Source organism: Enterococcus sp. BWR-S5, from assembly GCF_016745255.1.
GTDB lineage: Bacteria > Bacillota > Bacilli > Lactobacillales > Enterococcaceae > Enterococcus_L.
The window spans coordinates 41,332-58,051 of record NZ_JADOEQ010000021.1 but is presented as its reverse complement, the minus strand read 5'-3'; the positions used below and the strand labels follow the sequence as shown (position 1 = coordinate 58,051).

General features: G+C 38.3%; 36 protein-coding genes. 31 read left to right on the top strand and 5 right to left on the bottom strand.

Annotated features, from left to right (window positions below; translation table 11 throughout):
• On the bottom strand, nucleotides 1-285 hold a 285-nt coding region (locus tag IW510_RS19310), incomplete at its 3' end, for a hypothetical protein (protein ID WP_202062468.1).
• Nucleotides 286-543: 258 nt separating this feature from the next.
• On the opposite strand from IW510_RS19310, the gene IW510_RS19305 reads away from it, so the two are divergent.
• Together IW510_RS19305 and IW510_RS19300 are read left to right on the top strand one after the other, a co-directional pair.
• The gene (locus tag IW510_RS19305; protein WP_202062466.1) at nucleotides 544-726 is read left to right on the top strand and encodes a hypothetical protein; all 183 of its coding nucleotides are present in this window, start codon (nucleotides 544-546) and stop codon (nucleotides 724-726) included.
• Nucleotides 727-730: 4 nt separating this feature from the next.
• On the top strand, nucleotides 731-958 hold the full coding sequence (locus IW510_RS19300; RefSeq protein WP_202062464.1) for a hypothetical protein: 228 nt from the start codon (nucleotides 731-733) through the stop codon (nucleotides 956-958).
• Between the two features lie 106 nt (nucleotides 959-1,064).
• Here IW510_RS19300 and IW510_RS19295 read toward each other — a convergent pair whose 3' ends face one another.
• A complete protein-coding gene (locus IW510_RS19295; protein WP_202062462.1) occupies nucleotides 1,065-1,265 on the bottom strand; it encodes a hypothetical protein in 201 nt (66 codons plus the stop codon).
• A gap of 299 nt (nucleotides 1,266-1,564) precedes the next feature.
• Here IW510_RS19295 and IW510_RS19290 point away from each other — a divergent pair, with 299 nt between their 5' ends.
• From IW510_RS19290 to IW510_RS19200, 19 genes are all read left to right on the top strand, one after another.
• Complete coding sequence (locus IW510_RS19290) at nucleotides 1,565-1,816, top strand: hypothetical protein (RefSeq protein WP_202062460.1); 252 nt, start codon at nucleotides 1,565-1,567, stop codon at nucleotides 1,814-1,816.
• A 30-nt stretch (nucleotides 1,817-1,846) separates the two neighbouring features.
• On the top strand, nucleotides 1,847-2,221 hold the full coding sequence (locus IW510_RS19285; RefSeq protein WP_202062458.1) for a single-stranded DNA-binding protein: 375 nt from the start codon (nucleotides 1,847-1,849) through the stop codon (nucleotides 2,219-2,221).
• Nucleotides 2,222-2,223: 2 nt separating this feature from the next.
• On the top strand, nucleotides 2,224-2,538 hold the full coding sequence (locus IW510_RS19280) for a hypothetical protein (protein WP_202062456.1): 315 nt from the start codon (nucleotides 2,224-2,226) through the stop codon (nucleotides 2,536-2,538).
• 69 nt (nucleotides 2,539-2,607) lie between these two features.
• A complete protein-coding gene (locus IW510_RS19275; RefSeq protein WP_202062454.1) occupies nucleotides 2,608-3,096 on the top strand; it encodes a hypothetical protein in 489 nt (162 codons plus the stop codon).
• Between the two features lie 75 nt (nucleotides 3,097-3,171).
• The gene (locus IW510_RS19270; RefSeq protein WP_202062452.1) at nucleotides 3,172-3,432 is read left to right on the top strand and encodes a hypothetical protein; all 261 of its coding nucleotides are present in this window, start codon (nucleotides 3,172-3,174) and stop codon (nucleotides 3,430-3,432) included.
• Nucleotides 3,433-3,444: 12 nt separating this feature from the next.
• Nucleotides 3,445-3,987: a thermonuclease family protein gene (locus IW510_RS19265; protein WP_202062450.1), complete on the top strand. Its 543-nt coding sequence runs from the start codon at nucleotides 3,445-3,447 to the stop codon at nucleotides 3,985-3,987.
• A gap of 271 nt (nucleotides 3,988-4,258) precedes the next feature.
• The gene (locus IW510_RS19260) at nucleotides 4,259-4,522 is read left to right on the top strand and encodes a hypothetical protein (RefSeq protein ID WP_236674825.1); all 264 of its coding nucleotides are present in this window, start codon (nucleotides 4,259-4,261) and stop codon (nucleotides 4,520-4,522) included.
• A 49-nt stretch (nucleotides 4,523-4,571) separates the two neighbouring features.
• A complete protein-coding gene (locus IW510_RS19255; RefSeq protein ID WP_202062449.1) occupies nucleotides 4,572-4,796 on the top strand; it encodes a hypothetical protein in 225 nt (74 codons plus the stop codon).
• A 27-nt stretch (nucleotides 4,797-4,823) separates the two neighbouring features.
• Entirely contained in the window at nucleotides 4,824-5,300 is a 477-nt protein-coding gene (locus IW510_RS19250; RefSeq protein WP_202062447.1) for a hypothetical protein, read from the top strand.
• A 172-nt stretch (nucleotides 5,301-5,472) separates the two neighbouring features.
• Nucleotides 5,473-6,072 (top strand): site-specific integrase, encoded by a 600-nt coding sequence (locus IW510_RS19245; protein ID WP_202062445.1) that lies wholly within the window; start codon nucleotides 5,473-5,475, stop codon nucleotides 6,070-6,072.
• Between the two features lie 25 nt (nucleotides 6,073-6,097).
• On the top strand, nucleotides 6,098-6,385 hold the full coding sequence (locus IW510_RS19240) for a hypothetical protein (protein ID WP_202062443.1): 288 nt from the start codon (nucleotides 6,098-6,100) through the stop codon (nucleotides 6,383-6,385).
• A gap of 27 nt (nucleotides 6,386-6,412) precedes the next feature.
• On the top strand, nucleotides 6,413-6,694 hold the full coding sequence (locus IW510_RS19235; protein ID WP_202062441.1) for a hypothetical protein: 282 nt from the start codon (nucleotides 6,413-6,415) through the stop codon (nucleotides 6,692-6,694).
• Nucleotides 6,695-6,836: 142 nt separating this feature from the next.
• Nucleotides 6,837-7,274 carry a DUF5348 domain-containing protein gene (locus IW510_RS19230; protein ID WP_202062439.1) on the top strand — a complete coding sequence of 146 codons (438 nt, stop codon included), beginning with the start codon at nucleotides 6,837-6,839 and terminating at the stop codon, nucleotides 7,272-7,274.
• A 43-nt stretch (nucleotides 7,275-7,317) separates the two neighbouring features.
• Nucleotides 7,318-7,470, top strand: coding sequence for a hypothetical protein (locus IW510_RS19225; RefSeq protein ID WP_202062437.1), 153 nt, complete (start codon nucleotides 7,318-7,320; stop codon nucleotides 7,468-7,470).
• Nucleotides 7,471-7,482: 12 nt separating this feature from the next.
• Nucleotides 7,483-7,647 carry a hypothetical protein gene (locus IW510_RS19220; protein WP_202062435.1) on the top strand — a complete coding sequence of 55 codons (165 nt, stop codon included), beginning with the start codon at nucleotides 7,483-7,485 and terminating at the stop codon, nucleotides 7,645-7,647.
• Between the two features lie 652 nt (nucleotides 7,648-8,299).
• Nucleotides 8,300-8,602 (top strand): hypothetical protein, encoded by a 303-nt coding sequence (locus tag IW510_RS19215; protein ID WP_202062433.1) that lies wholly within the window; start codon nucleotides 8,300-8,302, stop codon nucleotides 8,600-8,602.
• Nucleotides 8,603-8,703: 101 nt separating this feature from the next.
• Nucleotides 8,704-9,072: a YopX family protein gene (locus IW510_RS19210; RefSeq protein WP_202062431.1), complete on the top strand. Its 369-nt coding sequence runs from the start codon at nucleotides 8,704-8,706 to the stop codon at nucleotides 9,070-9,072.
• Entirely contained in the window at nucleotides 9,069-9,374 is a 306-nt protein-coding gene (locus IW510_RS19205; RefSeq protein WP_202062429.1) for a DUF3850 domain-containing protein, read from the top strand. Before IW510_RS19210 ends, IW510_RS19205 begins: the two co-directional genes overlap by 4 nt.
• 43 nt (nucleotides 9,375-9,417) lie before the next feature.
• Nucleotides 9,418-9,879 (top strand): hypothetical protein, encoded by a 462-nt coding sequence (locus IW510_RS19200; RefSeq protein WP_202062427.1) that lies wholly within the window; start codon nucleotides 9,418-9,420, stop codon nucleotides 9,877-9,879.
• 36 nt (nucleotides 9,880-9,915) lie between these two features.
• Here IW510_RS19200 and IW510_RS19195 read toward each other — a convergent pair whose 3' ends face one another.
• On the bottom strand, nucleotides 9,916-10,245 hold the full coding sequence (locus IW510_RS19195) for a hypothetical protein (RefSeq protein ID WP_202062425.1): 330 nt from the start codon (nucleotides 10,243-10,245) through the stop codon (nucleotides 9,916-9,918).
• Nucleotides 10,246-10,493: 248 nt separating this feature from the next.
• Here IW510_RS19195 and IW510_RS19190 point away from each other — a divergent pair, with 248 nt between their 5' ends.
• Genes IW510_RS19190 through IW510_RS19170 form a run of 5 tightly spaced genes read left to right on the top strand, consistent with a single transcriptional unit; the run spans nucleotide 10,494 to nucleotide 12,275 of the window.
• A complete protein-coding gene (locus IW510_RS19190) occupies nucleotides 10,494-11,117 on the top strand; it encodes a hypothetical protein (RefSeq protein WP_202062424.1) in 624 nt (207 codons plus the stop codon).
• 2 nt (nucleotides 11,118-11,119) lie between these two features.
• The gene (locus IW510_RS19185; protein ID WP_202062422.1) at nucleotides 11,120-11,422 is read left to right on the top strand and encodes a hypothetical protein; all 303 of its coding nucleotides are present in this window, start codon (nucleotides 11,120-11,122) and stop codon (nucleotides 11,420-11,422) included.
• A 5-nt stretch (nucleotides 11,423-11,427) separates the two neighbouring features.
• Nucleotides 11,428-11,628, top strand: coding sequence for a hypothetical protein (locus tag IW510_RS19180; protein WP_202062420.1), 201 nt, complete (start codon nucleotides 11,428-11,430; stop codon nucleotides 11,626-11,628).
• Nucleotides 11,618-11,965, top strand: a complete 348-nt coding sequence (locus tag IW510_RS19175) for a hypothetical protein (protein ID WP_202062418.1) — start codon at nucleotides 11,618-11,620, stop codon at nucleotides 11,963-11,965. The genes IW510_RS19180 and IW510_RS19175 overlap by 11 nt, the downstream gene beginning before the upstream one ends.
• Before the next feature lie 25 nt (nucleotides 11,966-11,990).
• Nucleotides 11,991-12,275 (top strand): LPD28 domain-containing protein, encoded by a 285-nt coding sequence (locus IW510_RS19170; RefSeq protein ID WP_202062416.1) that lies wholly within the window; start codon nucleotides 11,991-11,993, stop codon nucleotides 12,273-12,275.
• On the opposite strand, the gene IW510_RS19165 is transcribed toward IW510_RS19170, so the two are convergent.
• On the bottom strand, nucleotides 12,234-12,596 hold the full coding sequence (locus IW510_RS19165; protein WP_202062414.1) for a hypothetical protein: 363 nt from the start codon (nucleotides 12,594-12,596) through the stop codon (nucleotides 12,234-12,236). The genes IW510_RS19170 and IW510_RS19165 overlap by 42 nt on opposite strands.
• Nucleotides 12,597-12,876: 280 nt before the next feature.
• Between IW510_RS19165 and IW510_RS19160 the strand changes: the two genes are divergently transcribed.
• A complete protein-coding gene (locus IW510_RS19160; RefSeq protein WP_202062412.1) occupies nucleotides 12,877-13,956 on the top strand; it encodes a DUF2786 domain-containing protein in 1,080 nt (359 codons plus the stop codon).
• 86 nt (nucleotides 13,957-14,042) lie between these two features.
• A complete protein-coding gene (locus IW510_RS21405; protein WP_236674824.1) occupies nucleotides 14,043-14,405 on the top strand; it encodes a hypothetical protein in 363 nt (120 codons plus the stop codon).
• 23 nt (nucleotides 14,406-14,428) lie between these two features.
• Here the strand turns inward: IW510_RS21405 and IW510_RS19150 are convergent, their stop codons facing one another.
• Nucleotides 14,429-14,761: a hypothetical protein gene (locus IW510_RS19150; RefSeq protein WP_202062410.1), complete on the bottom strand. Its 333-nt coding sequence runs from the start codon at nucleotides 14,759-14,761 to the stop codon at nucleotides 14,429-14,431.
• 250 nt (nucleotides 14,762-15,011) lie between these two features.
• Here IW510_RS19150 and IW510_RS19145 point away from each other — a divergent pair, with 250 nt between their 5' ends.
• The 3 genes from IW510_RS19145 to IW510_RS19135 all read left to right on the top strand — a co-directional run bounded on the left by IW510_RS19145 (nucleotide 15,012) and on the right by IW510_RS19135 (nucleotide 16,153).
• On the top strand, nucleotides 15,012-15,275 hold the full coding sequence (locus IW510_RS19145) for a hypothetical protein (RefSeq protein ID WP_202062408.1): 264 nt from the start codon (nucleotides 15,012-15,014) through the stop codon (nucleotides 15,273-15,275).
• A 138-nt stretch (nucleotides 15,276-15,413) separates the two neighbouring features.
• Nucleotides 15,414-15,935 carry a hypothetical protein gene (locus tag IW510_RS19140; protein WP_202062406.1) on the top strand — a complete coding sequence of 174 codons (522 nt, stop codon included), beginning with the start codon at nucleotides 15,414-15,416 and terminating at the stop codon, nucleotides 15,933-15,935.
• A gap of 47 nt (nucleotides 15,936-15,982) precedes the next feature.
• Entirely contained in the window at nucleotides 15,983-16,153 is a 171-nt protein-coding gene (locus IW510_RS19135) for a hypothetical protein (RefSeq protein ID WP_202062404.1), read from the top strand.
• Nucleotides 16,154-16,720 lie beyond the last annotated feature (567 nt).

Sequence of the window (16,720 nt, the reverse complement as noted above, 5' to 3'; positions counted from 1 at the left end):
AAGAAAGACATTCCTTCTCAGCGGTCCAGTGGGTCCTTGATCAGACCGGAATGCTTTCTCTTTTGACTGCCAGGTACCTAAGCTTTGAGGGAGTCGTCCCTTCTCCCAGTCGCTTTGCTTTGGTGGCTCCGTGCCTGCGCCAGTCAGCACCGGTCCCTTTTCGCAAAAGGATTGTATCAGGTCAAGACCAGGGCCGTCAGAGCATAGCTCAGACTCTTCCGGCCAGAAAGTGGTAGGAAACGTTCGCCTGCAGCTCCCGTTTCTAGGATCACCCATTTTTTCCATTTCGCGCTACATTTTTACCATTGCCCACGGTTCCTAACTGCGAAAGCAGGTCGAAGCTTCTTCCCTTTGGTCAGTTCACCCTGTTTCTCGTAAGGACCTTCGAAAATACACAAGGGTAAAGTGAACAGCTGGCGCTGCCCTTGTGTATTTTCTGGGGCATGGTAAAAGCTCCGCAACGAAACGGCAAAAATTCAGCCTTTCGACTAGCACTGCATAGCACTTAATTACAAAAATTAAAAAAATAAAAGGAGAATAACAATGGAAAAAGGAGAAATCTACACATTAAATAAAGAAATAATAATTGATGGCTTCATTTTGGAGAAAGGAGAAAAAATTCAAATACTTCGAACTCATTTTGATTTAGTCTTTTTCAAAAGACTAAAAACAAGACAAGTCTATGAAACGATTGAAATGAACCTTTTGGGGAATACAGAGGAGTAAGCAAATGGTCACATGCGAAAGAAAAATGAACGCTTTTGAAGCTAAATTCATGAGTAAAATAAACCGATTCATGGGGTATGAAAATTTTGAGTGGTTAGAACGGAAAGCACAAAAAGCATTAGATTTACATTGTGGGTTTGGGTATCAAGCAATCGCTGCAAGAGTATTCATGCGACACATAATAGAGAGTCCTGCAAAGGATATCCTAAAGTTATTGAATGAAAATACATAGAAGGTTAGTTTCTAACCTTCTATTATTCCAGCTGGAGGGAAAGAAAGACATTCCTTCTCGGCGGTCCGGTGGGTCCTTGATCAGACCGGAATGCTTTCTCTTTTGACTACCAGGTTCCTAAGCTTTGAGGGAGTCGTCCCTTCTCCCAGTCGCTTTGCTTTGGTGGCTCCGTACCTGCGCCAGTCAGCACCAGTCCCTTTTCGCAAAAGGATTGTATTAGGTCAAGACCAGGGCCGTCAGAGCATAGCTCAGACTCTTCCGGCCAGAAAAGCGGTAGGAAACGTTCACCTGCAGCTCTCGTTTCCAAGATCGCCCATTTTTTCCATTTCGCGCTACATTTTTACCATTGCCCACGGTTCCTAACTGCGAAAGCAGGTCGAAGCTTCTTCCCTTTGGTCAGTTCACCCTGTTTCTCGTAAGGACCTTCGAAAATACACAAGGGTAAAATGAACAGCTGGCGCTGCCCTTGTGTATTTTCTGGAGCATGGTAAAAGCTCCGCAACGAAACGGCAAAAATTCAGCCTTTCGACTAGCACTGCATAGCGCTGAAATATAAAAAATTTAAGAAAGGAGATAAAGAGCTATATGCAAGGAGGTGAATGGAAAATGGAAGATTCACCCTATTTTCAAGTAAGGTGGAACAAACAAGGCATTTGTACTCATGTAATTCATGTATTGGTTCCAGAAAATCAATTTGAAGACTTAGTAGAAGAGTGTTTCGGGGAAGGACAAGAAGAAATATTCAAAGAAAAGCAAAGCCTGCGAGAAGCAAGTATTAATGCTAAGACACTTGGTAGATTCTTAAAAGAAAAGAATATACCTTGCAAAGTTGGAGTTCTTTTCAAAGGCAGCTACTGAAAAATAATTAAGTGAAAGAAGGAAAACAACATGAAAATGGATAATTTTGTATCAATCGAAGGACGTTTGGCTAAAGATCCTTACGTTAATTTTACTAAGAAAGGAACAGCAGTTACTGAAATTACTGTTATGACTACTACACCGACCGGTAGATCCGTCCCTGTCACTGTCAAGGCATTCTCCACTGAGAAAAACAAAATCGCTGACAATATGGCCGATTATCTTACGAAAGGCAGCCCCGTTCGTATCGAAGGCTTCAACGATTTTTCGTCTTACACAAAGGACGGTAATCCTATCTATGACAAGTACGTCAACGCCACAAACTTCAAAGCCCTGGAGTCTAAACAACAAACAGAAGAACGTCGCGCTAAAAATGCTGAAAAAGAGAAAGCACAGGAGGGGTAAAGATGGATAAAAATGTTTACTTGATAAATGATGAAGGTTGTATTATTGCAAGGAGTCAAGAGGAAGCAGAAAATTTCTACAGTTCTCAGACAAACTTGGATATTGGCTCCTGCGATCAACTTGATACAACAACTAGATGTACATGGGGAGAATTGAAAGAGTACAGTAGAGAATACATTCAGGATAAGGATATTACATTTCCCAAAATACCGGAATTAGGCGATTTAACCGTTCTTGATGGGCATTTATTTGAGTGGCGGAAAATGAATGAAGTAATCGAAGAACTAACGGAAGAAATGCCTTTCTGGTTTTTTTAATGGCCAACAGCTGCAGGAGATTTTTGTCTCTTGCAGCCAGTTAATAAAAAACTATAAAGGAGAACTGATATGATTAAATTATTTCAGGAAAAATGCGATTTTTGTAGATGTGAAGAGACTGTTTCAGAGGGCAATTACATTTTTGAAGGCGAAACAGAAGTAGATAATGATGGTGACATATTTCCTGTTCCTTCCTTCATAAGTAATAGAAGACTTGCGAAGAAATGGTTTAGATCACGTAATTGGCGCTATTACAACAAACTAGTTTTTTGCAGCCAATGCTACAGTAAGTTAAAAAATGGATATGTTGTACTTGATAGATTTAATCAATTTTATGATTTCGAAGCCTGCTCTGACGTTCCAGACATTGACTGTGTAATGACCAAGCAAGAAGCACTAGAATTTTCCCAACACAAACACAACGATGAATCTGTGACTTACTATAAAGCATTGGATACAGTTTCTAAATTTCTAAATGGTGAAATAAAATCCGATGCAGTGGGATTTACTAAAGAACACCCAAACGTTACTATAACGCTCAGTGGTGATTGGTTTTGAAATGAAATCTGATGTTACGGAAGCAGGAAGCCATTGTTTCCTGTGTACATATTTTGAAAATAGGAGATAAAAGCCATGAAAAAAGATAGAGAAGAAATTGAACGAACATTGGATCAAGTGAATGCTGCAGCAAAGCATACTGTTATTTCAGCGATTACGTTCATTGTAACACTTACTGGGAACGTTCTATTTTTTATAAAATTCTCGTTTGTTCTCACATATGTAGCAACTGCATACATGTTTCTCAGCTTCTGTTTGCTTATTAGTTCAGCAATCTCGTTAGATGAAGTAAATTCCAATCTAGGTGATAGTAAGAACGATAACATTGAGTCATAAAGGAGGGGAAACATGAACAAAAAAAAGATAGGCTTAATATTTTTAACCCTGTTTGCAGCAGCTGCTACAATTTTTAGTCAAAGTAAAGAATCTGGGAATAAGGAACTTCCTAGAGAGGAGCTTATTACCGTTTCTATTAGTAAATTTGTTGATGGAGATACAACAGAATTTATTCATAATGGAGAAAAAATGATGGTTCGTTTCTTGCTCATTGATACACCAGAAACTGTTAAGCCCAACACGGAGGTGCAGCCTTTCGGAAAAGAAGCTAGTCACCGAACAAAAGAACTTTTGGAAAATGCAAAGAAAGTTGAACTAATGTTTGACCAGGGTAAAATCCTGGAAGATACAAAAAAATGGGAACCAAGATATTTGGCCTATGTTTTTGTTGATGGAAATTTGGTACAAGAAATTCTTATTAGAGAAGGATTGGCTAAAATTGCATACATTGATTCAGAAAACACGAAATTCTTAAAAGATTTAGAAATGAAGGAGCAGCAGGCAAAAGAAAACAAACTAGGGATTTGGAGTATATCAACTAATATTCGTGATTAAGAGGTTGGCCGAACAACCGGCATGATTTTTCATTCGTGTTTAACCTAGTTACACAGGTTCTGCAGGTGAATGATCACCCGGAAAAAGCAGATAGATCCCGAACAATAGAGGGGGTGTTAATAATTTGCTAGTTTTCACAAATAACGATTCTAGCACAAAAGAACAGGCACGTCTAAAAAGTTTTTATGTACAATCCTGTTAAAAATATTTTGAAACGCTCTTAGAATTGCTCTCTGACACAACAATTAATTAGAGTAGGAGGTATTTTCAATTGAAATCGAAAGTAAAAACACAGGAATTGATCCTAGAGGTAGAGAATGATGAAATAGGTGCAAACCTAGATAAATCAGGTTCGCACCTAAATAGCAAGATCACTTGCAAAGTTTCTGATGAAGCCCGTCTTATGTGGGAACAGATTGTTGAACATGAAAAGAAACACAGTCCAAATAAAAAGCGATACTATCCAGCACACACAATGGAAAGACTCATTAAGGCACACTACGAACTTATAAAAGCAGGATTTTTAAACCCATAATTCAACACAATGAAGAAACAACGAGAACGCAGAGGAAAGGAACGGCACAATGAAGTCAAAATTACAAACCAAAAGGGAACAGGCTAATTTGTCAATATTAGAATTAGCTGAAAAGTCAGCAGTAGGTATTATGGCAGGTTGCTCCGGACATATGAAGCTAACAATAGAATTCATTGAAACAGGTATTGCAGCTTGTCCAAAACCACGTAGGACTTATGAGTATGCAGCTCTAGCTCATGCCTTAAAATGCACTGTTAATGATTTAATTGATTGAAATAATAGTCTTGAGAAGGAGGAGTTTATGAACAAAAAAAAATTTAGAGGTCGTAGCTATTTGAACTCAATAAAAAGAGAAAGGTATAGCACTCTTATCGATCCGGACACATACATTTATCCTCAAAGTGCCTACACATTATCCTGGATAGAATTCTTTGCAATTAGTCATTTTCCTAAAAATAAGCAAGAGTCCATTAAAGAGACCTTTAAGAATCATTATATAGAATCAAATTGGGGAATGATTGATGTGTTAGGTGGCAAAGAATTAGACTTGCAAATATTCGTGAGTATTGACTATTTTATGCTATCCTTTCTAAAGGCAAATTTTCCGATATGTTACACTAATTTTTTGCTGGGATATCAATACATACTCTTGAAAAAAAAGTATCGTATGTATCCAGCTATCCCAAAAGAGCTTAGAAACAGATTTGCGACGACACTATATAACAAGACTGATTCTGCTGTATCGGAAATGAATCAATTTTTTGAAAAAGATCGTTGATAACGAATGCAACACAATCGGATTGTGTTACATTGGCGAAAATGAGAAACCCCTTATGGCTCTAGGGCTAATTCACCATTCGTGAGTAGCCTTTTTATTTCAAGAGCTTTGAACGCAACATAAACTATGTTATAATGTAGTTATGTTACATTCGATTAGAAAGGTGAAAATCATGAAAATTGTAGAACCTATCCGAGATAGAAAACAGATTGACAACATGAAGGCCATTTTAGCAGCTGGAAAAATGGGGCAAAGAAATGTGCTGCTGTTTTCAATCGGAATAAACACAGCTTACAGAATTTCTGATTTACGTCGGTTAAAATTATCTGATGTTCTGACTATCTCACGAAACAAGGTAGTCATTAAGGATCGTTTAGAAATGAAAGAAAAAAAGACCGGCAAACATAATTCGATAATCATATCGAACAAATTAAAAAAAGCAATCTTGGAATATGTAACAGAATTTTTCCCCGGAGTAATGGCCACTCAAAACTTTGATCACTATTTATTTACCAGTAGAAAGGGAATTGATCAACCAATTAGCCGAGAACAGGTTTGGAGAATTTTGAGTGAAGCAGCAAAGAAAATCGGTTTAGAAAATATTGGTAGTCACTCCATGAGAAAAACGTTTGGTTATTCGTTGTACAAAAATGGAATTGACATTGAGATCATTCAAGATTTGCTGAACCATTCTTCACAACGTGAAACATTAAGATACATTGGAATCACCCAAGAGGACAAAGACGTTGCTGTTATGAGTTTAGACTTGTAAGGTACCCAGAAAGCGAGGATAACAAATGAAAACAATAATTTACAAACAAGAATCAAATGTTGAGGCTTTACTAGACATTGTCAACAGGCGAAAACATTCAAACTTTTTACACATTGGAAAATCTGTTGAATCTGCGAACAACAATGATCAAATGCACATTATTGAGTTAATTTCTATAAACAAAACCGATTACTGCGAGTCGATCACACCCTTAGCATACTTTGTTGGAGAAGAAAATCAATTTACTATAGCTGAGGAAGAGCAACTAATCAAACATTTAAATGAAGTGTTGTATTCCATTTTAAAAAAATAATACAACAAGTACCTGGAGGGACAGCAAATGGAAACACAAAAAGTTTTATGTATCATGATCGAAGATAACGGAGACGAACAGGTGAAAGTTACCTACGAGAACGTTTCTTCTCTTATGCTAGTGCAAGACCTTATTAATGATGAGCAGGCTTTACACTTCACTTCGAACAGCGAAAGATATGAATTCGATATTTTTGATATTGAATGGTTTAGATATGTCTCAGTTGACTCTGATATGGCTGCTTATTTTAAGAGCAATAAGACACATGAATGTGCATGGAATGCACAAGGGAAAGAAATTGAGTATTGATTTATGACAAACAATTCTCTATCTGCAGCCAGAAAATTCTCCAACAGCAACTGTGGATCTTCCATGATAACTTTTTTGAAAACGAACAATTATCAACACCAGGGCAACGGCCAACACAGAAAAGACGAAAGAAGGAAAACAAATGAAAACAATTCAAGAATATCTTGCAGCAAGCAAAGTTTTAAATGAAGAGATTGAGCGATCGTTCCGAAAATTGGGGTACAAAAATGAAGAAAGTTTCCAAGATATTGACATTGATTCTTTTACTCCAGACGAAATGTTAGCCTACAATGAACTGAGAAAGGCTTTTGACAAACTGGAAGACTTCAATTATTTAGTACAATACCTTGAAACACCAGTAAAAAAAGAAGGAATTATTCGTGAAAATGAAAATGGGCGTTTTGAACTTGAGAATTACTATGAGTTTACCAGCGGCAGCAGGATTGAAGCACTGATATATGATGATTTTTACGATAAGGATATATGGGTTCGAACGTCCGTTGAGAGTAACACAAACGGCTACTATCTTGTTGGCTACAGAAATGTTTCTATGGAGGGTTTGAAAGTCAGAATAAGATAGAAAAAACTACAAACAACACTAGTTGCCAGAAAGCGGTGGAAAAATGCTAAAGGAGTACAAGGTTACTTTACAATGTAGCGAAACGTTTACAATTCAAGCAGAAAATGAAGAAGAAGCATTGGAAGCAGCATTAGACAAAGCAGTTGAAATAGCTGAGTTAGATTGGGAATGTGACAATGTATCCACAAAGGAATAGGGGGTTAAAAACATGAATGACCATAACGATTTAATAAATGTAGATGGCGCACAGCAATGTCTAGCATGTGGAGTATCATTTAAGGTTTTTAGTGATGATGAAAACAGTCTGAACTTTTGCCCGTTTTGCAGCTCCAGCTCAGATAAATTTACAGATCGACCGGATTTAGAAGAATAGTATTAATTGAGATTAACGGCCAGTATCAAAAAAACTGGAACAGAAAAGAGGACCGCTTGAATTCCACACAATTCAAGTGATCCTTTTTATTTGCAGCTGTTCCAACTGGAGGGAAAGAAAGACATTCCTTCTCAGCGGTCCGGTGGGTCCTTGATCAGACCGGAATGCTTTCTCTTTTGACTGCCTGGTACCTAAGCTTTGAGGGAGACGTTCCTTCTCCCAGTCGCTTTGCTTTGGTGGCTTCGTGCCTGCGCCAGTCAGCACCGGTCCCTTTTCGCAAAGGGATTGTATCAGGTCAAGACCAGGGCCGTCAGAGCATAGCTCAGACTCTTCCGGCCAGAAAGTGGTGGGAAACGTTCGCCTGCACTCCTGTTTCCAGGATCACCCATTTTTTCCATTTCGCGCTACATTTTTACCATTGCCCACGGTTCCTAACTGCGAAAGCAGGTCGAAGCTTCTTCCCTTTGGTCAGTTCACCCTGTTTCTCGTAAGGACCTTCGAAAATACACAAGGGTAAAGTGAACAGCTGGCGCTGCCCTTGTGTATTTTCTGGAGCATGGTAAAAGCTCCGCAACGAAACGGCAAAAATTCAGCCTTTCGACTAGCACTGCATAGCGCTGAAATATAAAAAATTAGTGTTGGAGGGAACACAATGATAAAAACAATTAGAATACTAAGCCCAAATTCCGGTTGGGAAACCGTAAGTAAAGAAGACTATTCAAGTATTATGCGAGAATTAAGAAAGTCTGCAGCCGAGGTAATCGAAAAAGAAAATGTGGCACATGTCATATACTCCACAAATGAGTATGAAGGCAACGAGGAAGAACAGATTTTAAGTGTTAAACCTTATCTTATAAAATGCACAGATGTAGAATTTGAGGATTTCTGTAGTCGTGAAACACCTACCCATATTATTAAAGCGGTTCACAATCATAGCAATGAAAGGAGCGAGTGATTGGATATGAGTATTCCTGAGTTATTAGTAATTGCGCTCTTGATCAACTGGATATTTTCTCTCCGGAGAATAGAAAAAAACATACGAAAGGAGAATATGAAGTGAGAGAAATCAAGTTTAAAGCAAAAAGCATTAAGACAGGTGAATGGGTATATGGTTACTATGTAGACGAAGGCTTGGGGAACCACCTAATTGTATATTACAGTGAAAAGGAGAATAAAGTCATAGCAATTCCAATTATCCGAGAAACCTTATGTCAATATTCTGGCCGAAACGATTGTGCAGGGATTGAAATTTACGAACATGATCGTCTTTGGAATAACTACTGGGATACTTATGGTGTCATTTCATTTAAGAATGGAAAATTTTCGTTCAATTGGGATAACACAAGTACAGACCTATCAGAAATTGAAAAGGATTCTACAGTAACAGAAAACATATTTGATTGGAGAAGAGGGGTCGAAGCATGAACGATATTCGATTCAAAAACCAAAGAATAGTCCATGATTTGAAAATTGATCCAGATTATTTCAGAGATTTAGAGTTGGGATCTAAAACTTTTGAGGTCAGAAAAGATGATAGACCCTTTCGAGTCAACGACTTGTTACTCTTACAGAGTTTCGATCAAAAATCTAAGGAATACACCGGATCAATGGTTTTCGCAATCATTGTTGGAATTTTCGGTAGGAAGGAGAAGGAAAAGGACTTTGTAAAAGACGGGTATGTAATTTTATCAATTGAGTTGATTAAAAGTAGATATGTTCAGGATTGAGACTCTTAAAAGAAAGGCAGGAAATCTATTGAAAAATATGCCCATGACAAAAGATCAGATTATTATTTTTGAGCATTTAAAAGAAACTACTCTACAAAACAGGAGTCAGTCTATTTTCTTCACACTCAACGATTTTCATAAAAATATTTTAGTCGGTTTTGGTTACACAGTTATTCTGGATACTTACAGAAAACTATCTATAAAAGAACAATACGAAATTTTAAAAGAGGTGGCTGCCCACCTGCTAGATCACCACAACATGACATGGATAGAATTAAACAGAAAACAGGAGGTAGTCTATACTTATTTAACCGAAACAGCCATAGAAATGAACAAAAAACCCTTTTTTGCAATCATGGAATTATGTGAGATTGTCACAACTGAATACAAGAAAAAAAGGGTTGTAAATGCGTTCAATAAATTGAGCCAAAAAGAACAGTATGAAGTTTTAGGCGTATTCGCAGACTTTGAATTGGCCGTTAACAGAATCGATTGGGAGACATAAATAAACAAGAATAGAACAAGCTGCTTGAATTTTTCATTATTCAAGCAGTTTTTTTATTTGCAGCTGTTCCAGCTGGAGGGAAAGAAAGACATTCCTTCTCAGCGGTCCGGTAGGTCCTTGATCAGACCGGAATGCTTTCTCTTTTGACTGCCAGGTACCTAAGCTTTGAGGGAGTCGTTCCTTCTCCCAGTCGCTTTGCTTTGGTGGCTCCGTGCCTACGCCAGTCAGCACCGGTCCCTTTTCGCAAAAGGATTGTATCAGGTCAAGACCAGAGCCGTCAGAGCATAGCTCAGACTCTTCCGGCCAGAAAGCGGTAGGAAACATTCGCCTGCAGCTTCCGTTTCCAAGATCACCCATTTTTTCCATTTCGCGCTACATTTTTACCATTGCCCACGGTTCCTAACTGCGAAAGCAGGTCGAAGCTTCTTCCCTTTGGTCAGTTCACCCTGTTTCTCGTAAGGACCTTCGAAAATACACAAGGGTAAAATGAACAGCTGGCGCTGCCCTTGTGCATTTTCTGGAGCATGGTAAAAGCTCCGCAACGAAACGGTAAAAATTCAGCCTTTCGACTAGCACTGCATAGCGCTGAAATTACAAAAACAGGAGGAATAAACATGCAACCATTACATGAAACTTTAGAAAAAAGAGATTTGAAAAACTTACAGAGTGCCATATTTCTTGAAGAATATTACTTAATTCTCAAAGAAGATTGGTGTCATGATGAAAGTTCTCCAAAGGTGAAATACTACCAAAATTTATCAGATGAGGGGAAAAAACACTACGCTGTAACAGAAGCACAGAATCTTGCAGAGAACCTATCAGAATTGACATGTGAGGAGTTCTTAGAGCAGTTTGGGGATCACTACGGCGAAAACATTGTAAAAATGCTCGAAAAGCAAGGGAAGGAGCCTACAGAAGCAATTGAATCAGATAAATCAATTGAAATTCCGCTTAGTGCTGTAAAAACAGTTGTCTTCTCGGTTATTAGAAACGAAGAAGACTGGGAAGGAGAGGAAACAGAATCAATTGTCAAATCGTTCTTTGATAAAGATGAAGCAGTTGCCTGCTGTTTGCAGGAATGTCAAAAACTTATCATGAAATACTTCAAAGAAGGTATTGAATACGATGGACAAATAGAGGAAGACTCTTTCGTAATTGGAAATCTGGATAATCGTTCACGTATTGAGTTTTACATTAAGCCCAAGGAAATCAGCATTTATCAAAAAGGAGAGTTATAAACATGGAATATGATTACTTTTTACAACCCATAATCGAAACTGCAGAAAAATTAGGCTTGACATTTGAAGAAATAATCGAAGCGATTACGTCGTTACATGTCTTAACTAAGCATGATTATGAGTACATTGGAACCTATTTAGCCGACCACTCCGAAGTATATGAAGATTTGGAAAGTGCGCTTGAGAGCATGGTTCCACGTGGTTCACTCACGGCAATTCTCGAAAGCAACACAGAAGAGTTTTTGAAGCATAATGCTATGGTCATACTTCGTAGTGAAAAAGTAGTACGTTTGACTTCATGTTAAAGAGCATGAAAAAAGAAGATTTCTTAGAAGCACTCAAGAATTTAGTTGAAATTGTGCAAAACTCTGAAACTGATTCAGAGTTTTGCCTAAAAAATGAATTTGGTGATACTGTTACAGACTGCAGGATATACTACCCAGAAAATGAATCCTGTAGTAAATACCAAGTAATATTTGAAGAACAACCAGAAGGAGAAAATGATGATTGAACAAATCTGGACTAAATCCGACCAAGAAACATTGGAAATCATGGAGCAACAAATCACAAGTAGAAAGCATTACGATAGTGCTGAACGGCGGTTACTTCAAAAAAACCTAAAGTCTGTTTTACAACAAAGAAAACATTTGATTCTCGCTGAACAAAAAGAAGAAATGGAGAAACTGGCAGAGGAAATAACCCTTCACATTTACAACTTTAAAAGGCGAGACTGGACTTATGATGATGATAAAGCAGATATTTTGTATTTCATAGAAAATAACCTAGGGAATTCTAATGGTGTCGAATTTGCTAAGAATTTACAGGATATGATTATCAACATTTTTTAATTAGAAAATTATCAAGGAGGACAACATGAACAATTTGAAACCATTCAAAAGTAAGTTCTTGGTTACCAATCCACACACGAAAAATATAAAATTTTTCTGGACTAAAGAAAAACGAATCGAACTTGAGGAGGTCCCAGAAGGGTATCACAGATACAGGATTCGTCATGCTGATTACAGCGAAAACATTCCAGTGACTTTAGAGAAAAAAGTCGTAGTAAATCATTACCATGATGTACTAGCGGATCACTGCATTGATTTCTTGGAGCAATCAAATAAAAATTACATTCCGCTGCATAAAGAAGAAACTTAATAACAAAATGAAGCTGTCAAGTTTTGATAGCTTCTCCAGCTGGAGAGAAAGAAAGACATTCCTTCTCAGCGGTCCAGTGGGTCCTTGATCAGACCGGAATGCTTTCTCTTTTGACTGCCAGGTTCCTAAGCTTTGAGGGAGTCGTTCCTTCTCCCAGTCGCTTTGCTTTGGTGGCTCCGTACCTTCGCCAGTCAGCACCGGTCCCTTTTCGCAAAAGGATTGTATCAGATCAAGAACAGGGCCGTCAGAGCATAGCTCAGACTCTTCCGGCCAGAAAAGCGGTAGGAAACGTTCGCCTGCAGCTCCCGTTTCCAGGATCACCCATTTTTTCCATTTCGCGCTACATTTTTACCATTGCCCACGGTTCCTAACTGCGAAAGCAGGTCGAAGCTTCTTCCCTTTGGTCAGTTCACCCTGTTCCTCGTAAGGACCTTCAAAAATACACAAGGGTAAAATGAACAGCTGGCGCTGCCCTTGCATATTTTCTGGAGCATGGTAAAAGCTCCGCAACGAAACGGCAAAAATTCAGCCTTTCGACTAGCACTGCATAGCGCTTAATTACAAAAAAGTGCTAAAATCAAAAAAGAAATGGGGAACAAGCATGACTAACCGAAAAAAATATGATGAAATAGTAAAGAAAATACGTGGACTACTGGCAATTTCAAAGGATAAACACGATGATGGAGAATGTCAGTCAGCATTCTTATTAGCTCAAAAATTGAGAATGAAATATGATATCAGTAAGGAAGATATCCATGATCCCGAACTAGATAAAGAGCCAATCAATCAAGAAAGTATCACTGTTAGTAAGAAACTCTTCTGGTGGGAAAAGAGTCTAGCTCTGATTATTGCAGAAAATTTCAGACTCAAAGTTTTTGTTTCTGGTGAAGTTCTTCCAGGTAATCAAAGAAGAACCAAACAGCTCAAGTTCATTGGGAACCAAAGTGATTTGGAACTTGGAAAAGAATTGTACATTTTAGCTTATGAAGCACTTATTTTCTACAGCAAAAAATTCGTTGACTCCTACTATGAGGAAAATCACCTAAAAAGAAACAGGTACTTCACCGAAAGCCTTAAGAGTAGTTACATAACGGGCTTTCTAAATGGGTTAGAAAGCCGATTTGAAGAGCAAAGGGCGCAACTTACAGAAGAATATGGCTTGATGGTCATAATTCCTAAAGAAGTTGAAGAAGCATACGACGATTTTTTCAACAATTTTGATGGAGAAACTGGAAGTAACACTTACAATGAACCTAACCCAGAAATATCCGAAGCTTACTACAAAGGCGTTTCAGAAGGCGAAAGTATTGATTTTACTAAAAGCAGCATAAGCACTGATTATTCTAGTCTGGTTGGAAACTTCATAAAATTTAATGAGGGTGTTACTCGTGGTTTAGTGGCTAAAATTATTGATGTGAAAGAAAAATATTTTCACCTATTGATAATGAATTACACGTCAGAAGGCTCTAGCTTAGAAACACCAGCTTTTTATGATTGGTCGCTCCATGTGGAACATGACTTTGAAGCAGCTTCTGAAAAGGAAATCGAATGGTTCAAGGCATATGAAAAGAAAGATTTAGATTTCTTCAAAAAAAACATTCACGAATCTTATCGTGAAAGTCGGCTAAACATGTTTGAGACGAACATACAAGAAGCCTTAAGAGCTTTGTCGCGCTATTGATTAACTATGGTATTCCGTTGACTTCTCACGGAATACCATAGTAAAATATATCTATTAATAATATTTAATAGATAGGGGTTGTTTAAATGTACGCTGACAAGCAACTAATCGAATGGCTAAGCTTAGAGAACGACAACACTGACATAAAAGAGATCAGCAAGAAATCTGGGGTTAAAATAGGAACACTCTACGATCTCAAAAATGGGAAAACAAAAATTGAAAATATGAACTTCTCGAATGCTGCTAAACTCACTAGTTACGCGTTAGAAAAAATAAAGAATCAAGAACTTGAGGAATTACTAGAAAAAAGTCCAGAAGAATTGTTAGAAGATGTTTTTACAAAGACCAAAGATACACTACAGGAAAAAATTGATTCACTTGATAAAATTCACATTTCCGTATATCAAAATAAGAAATATATTCAAGATACCCTAAAAAAACTGAAATAGAAGCAACACAATATTATTCAAAGCTATCCTATGATAGCTTTTTTTGTTTGCAGCAGTTCCGGCTGGAGGGAAAGAAAGACATTCCTTCTCAGCGGTCCAGTGGGTCCTTGATCAGACCGGAATGCTTTCTCTTTTGACTGCCAGGTACCTAAGCTTTGAGGGAGTCGTCCCTTCTCCCAGTCGCTTTGCTTTGGTGGCTCCGTGCCTACGCCAGTCAGCACCAGTCCCTTTTCGCAAAAGGATTGTATCAGGTCAAGACCAGGGCCGTCAGAGCATAGCTCAGACTCTTCCGTCCAGAAAAGCGGTAGGAAACGTTCGCCTGCAGCTCCTGTTTCCAGGATCACCATTTTTCCCATTTCGCGCTACATTTTTACCATTGCCCACAGTTCCTAACTGCGAAAGCAGGTCGAAGCTTCTTCCCTATGGTCAGTTCCCCCTGTTTCTCGTAAGGACCTTCGAAAATACACAAGGGTAAAATGAACAGCTGGCGCTGCCCTTGTGTATTTTCTGGGGCATAGTAAAAGCTCCGCAACGAAACGGCAAAAATTCAGCCTTTCGACTAGCACTGCATAACGCTTAATTACAAAAAACTGGAGGAAAAATTTAATGCAAATTGAGGAACAAGAAATTATCATTTTGGGTCACATTATGGCAGTCAATATAGCAAGTGGGCAGGAACTATTTCACCAATCGGAAGAGGGGATTAAAAACTATCTCAATGAAACAGAAATACTTTTTGACGACACTACAGGAGTATTTTCTATAAATTCGTTTTGTATAGACAATCTAAAAATTGTTGTTGATCGGATAGATCTTACAGATGATCTAATTACTTTATCAATAAACAATAAAGTAGTCGCTGAAATTTAGATAATGTTCGTGAATAATTTCTTTTTCAAATTACCGGCATGATATTTTATTCGTGTTTTATTTACGTATAGGTTGGCTGCAGGTGATAAATTTGAAGAAAAAGACAAGAAAAACCAAACAATAGAAGGAGAGAATACAATGTACTCAAACTGGGACGATTTCACTTTGGAGCTTACACTTTTAGGCTCAATCAATCGAAGCGCATTGACCATGATTTTCGCTGGAAATGGTGTTGCCTTTTCAGAAGACAGAACAGAGCTTCTACTAAAAACTTACAAAAAATTACAAGCAATTGATCAAGAATCCCTTTCAAATGAAGAAAAAGAGAGAATCAACACCCTAGTCTCTTTGTACAAATCCACCAGAGAAAATTGTCTGAATGCCAATTTGAGCATTGATACGAATTACCCAAAAAACGAGGTCATTTTTCGGCATTCTACAATCATTTTGGAACCAAAAAAATTACAACTGCAGGAAATGGTTATCCAAAGAGAAATACTTATCAGGGATTCTACTTTAGCAATACTAAAGCAACTGGAAGGAGTGCTTTTCTTTATAGGTAGCCAGTACGTACACAGATGTAGCGGTATTGTGGACGACTTGGATCTATATTCAGCTTACTTGGAAACTGGAAAAGAATTGGCTGATCACTTTTTTTAGAATTTAGCATGACTCAACAAATAAAACCAAATGGAGGGTATCAATTTATGTATTCTTGGGACGGAATGATAAAAATTAGCAAAGAAAAAGCCCTTACTCTTTTCAAATCTGGGGAAACAGTCTTTTGTCTGTATGATGATCAAACGGAAGGAGCTGTTCAAGAAGTACAGGATATTCACAATCATGATGAATGTGAAGGCTTCGGTATAGAGAAGTAAGAAAAGATCACCACAAAGCAGACTTTTGTTTTGTGGTTTTTCTTTTTCATTATCTTTTAAGGAAAGAAAGACATTCCTTCTCAGCGGTCCAGTGGGTCCTTGATCAGACCGGAATGCTTTCTCTTTTGACTACCAGGTACCTAAGCTTTGAGGGAGTCGTCCCTTCTCCCAGTCGCTTTGCTTTGGTGGCTCCGTGCCTGCACCAGTCAGCACCAGCACCTTTTCGCAAAAGGATTGTATCAGGTCAAGACCAGGCCGTCAGAGCATAGCTCAGACTCTTCCGGCCAGAAAAGTGGTAGGAAACATTCGCCTGCAGCTCCCGTTTCCAGAATCACCCATTTTTTCCATTTCGCGCTACATTTTTACCATTGCTCACGGTTCCTAACTGCGAAAGCAGGTCGAAGCTTCTTCCCTTTGGTCAGTTCACCCTGTTTCTCGTAAGGACCTTCGAAAATACACAAGGGTAAAATGAACAGCTGGCGCTGCCCTTGCATATTTTCTGGAGCATGGTAAAAGCTCCGCAACGAAACGGCAAAAATTCAGCCTTTCGACTAGCACTGCATAGCG

Bases quoted from the DNA above. Each gene is read 5' to 3' on its own strand.
- IW510_RS19305 (WP_202062466.1), top strand. From the start codon at position 544: ATGGAAAAAGGAGAAATCTACACATTAAATAAAGAAATAATAATTGAT.
- IW510_RS19300 (WP_202062464.1), top strand. From the start codon at position 731: ATGGTCACATGCGAAAGAAAAATGAACGCTTTTGAAGCTAAATTCATG.
- IW510_RS19290 (WP_202062460.1), top strand. From the start codon at position 1,565: ATGGAAGATTCACCCTATTTTCAAGTAAGGTGGAACAAACAAGGCATT.
- IW510_RS19285 (WP_202062458.1), top strand. From the start codon at position 1,847: ATGAAAATGGATAATTTTGTATCAATCGAAGGACGTTTGGCTAAAGAT.
- IW510_RS19280 (WP_202062456.1), top strand. From the start codon at position 2,224: ATGGATAAAAATGTTTACTTGATAAATGATGAAGGTTGTATTATTGCA.
- IW510_RS19275 (WP_202062454.1), top strand. From the start codon at position 2,608: ATGATTAAATTATTTCAGGAAAAATGCGATTTTTGTAGATGTGAAGAG.
- IW510_RS19270 (WP_202062452.1), top strand. From the start codon at position 3,172: ATGAAAAAAGATAGAGAAGAAATTGAACGAACATTGGATCAAGTGAAT.
- IW510_RS19265 (WP_202062450.1), top strand. From the start codon at position 3,445: ATGAACAAAAAAAAGATAGGCTTAATATTTTTAACCCTGTTTGCAGCA.
- IW510_RS19255 (WP_202062449.1), top strand. From the start codon at position 4,572: ATGAAGTCAAAATTACAAACCAAAAGGGAACAGGCTAATTTGTCAATA.
- IW510_RS19250 (WP_202062447.1), top strand. From the start codon at position 4,824: ATGAACAAAAAAAAATTTAGAGGTCGTAGCTATTTGAACTCAATAAAA.
- IW510_RS19245 (WP_202062445.1), top strand. From the start codon at position 5,473: ATGAAAATTGTAGAACCTATCCGAGATAGAAAACAGATTGACAACATG.
- IW510_RS19240 (WP_202062443.1), top strand. From the start codon at position 6,098: ATGAAAACAATAATTTACAAACAAGAATCAAATGTTGAGGCTTTACTA.
- IW510_RS19235 (WP_202062441.1), top strand. From the start codon at position 6,413: ATGGAAACACAAAAAGTTTTATGTATCATGATCGAAGATAACGGAGAC.
- IW510_RS19230 (WP_202062439.1), top strand. From the start codon at position 6,837: ATGAAAACAATTCAAGAATATCTTGCAGCAAGCAAAGTTTTAAATGAA.
- IW510_RS19225 (WP_202062437.1), top strand. From the start codon at position 7,318: ATGCTAAAGGAGTACAAGGTTACTTTACAATGTAGCGAAACGTTTACA.
- IW510_RS19220 (WP_202062435.1), top strand. From the start codon at position 7,483: ATGAATGACCATAACGATTTAATAAATGTAGATGGCGCACAGCAATGT.
- IW510_RS19215 (WP_202062433.1), top strand. From the start codon at position 8,300: ATGATAAAAACAATTAGAATACTAAGCCCAAATTCCGGTTGGGAAACC.
- IW510_RS19205 (WP_202062429.1), top strand. From the start codon at position 9,069: ATGAACGATATTCGATTCAAAAACCAAAGAATAGTCCATGATTTGAAA.
- IW510_RS19200 (WP_202062427.1), top strand. From the start codon at position 9,418: ATGACAAAAGATCAGATTATTATTTTTGAGCATTTAAAAGAAACTACT.
- IW510_RS19195 (WP_202062425.1), bottom strand. From the start codon at position 10,245: ATGGAAAAAATGGGTGATCTTGGAAACGGAAGCTGCAGGCGAATGTTT.
- IW510_RS19190 (WP_202062424.1), top strand. From the start codon at position 10,494: ATGCAACCATTACATGAAACTTTAGAAAAAAGAGATTTGAAAAACTTA.
- IW510_RS19185 (WP_202062422.1), top strand. From the start codon at position 11,120: ATGGAATATGATTACTTTTTACAACCCATAATCGAAACTGCAGAAAAA.
- IW510_RS19180 (WP_202062420.1), top strand. From the start codon at position 11,428: ATGAAAAAAGAAGATTTCTTAGAAGCACTCAAGAATTTAGTTGAAATT.
- IW510_RS19175 (WP_202062418.1), top strand. From the start codon at position 11,618: ATGATGATTGAACAAATCTGGACTAAATCCGACCAAGAAACATTGGAA.
- IW510_RS19170 (WP_202062416.1), top strand. From the start codon at position 11,991: ATGAACAATTTGAAACCATTCAAAAGTAAGTTCTTGGTTACCAATCCA.
- IW510_RS19160 (WP_202062412.1), top strand. From the start codon at position 12,877: ATGACTAACCGAAAAAAATATGATGAAATAGTAAAGAAAATACGTGGA.
- IW510_RS21405 (WP_236674824.1), top strand. From the start codon at position 14,043: ATGTACGCTGACAAGCAACTAATCGAATGGCTAAGCTTAGAGAACGAC.
- IW510_RS19150 (WP_202062410.1), bottom strand. From the start codon at position 14,761: ATGGGAAAAATGGTGATCCTGGAAACAGGAGCTGCAGGCGAACGTTTC.
- IW510_RS19145 (WP_202062408.1), top strand. From the start codon at position 15,012: ATGCAAATTGAGGAACAAGAAATTATCATTTTGGGTCACATTATGGCA.
- IW510_RS19140 (WP_202062406.1), top strand. From the start codon at position 15,414: ATGTACTCAAACTGGGACGATTTCACTTTGGAGCTTACACTTTTAGGC.
- IW510_RS19135 (WP_202062404.1), top strand. From the start codon at position 15,983: ATGTATTCTTGGGACGGAATGATAAAAATTAGCAAAGAAAAAGCCCTT.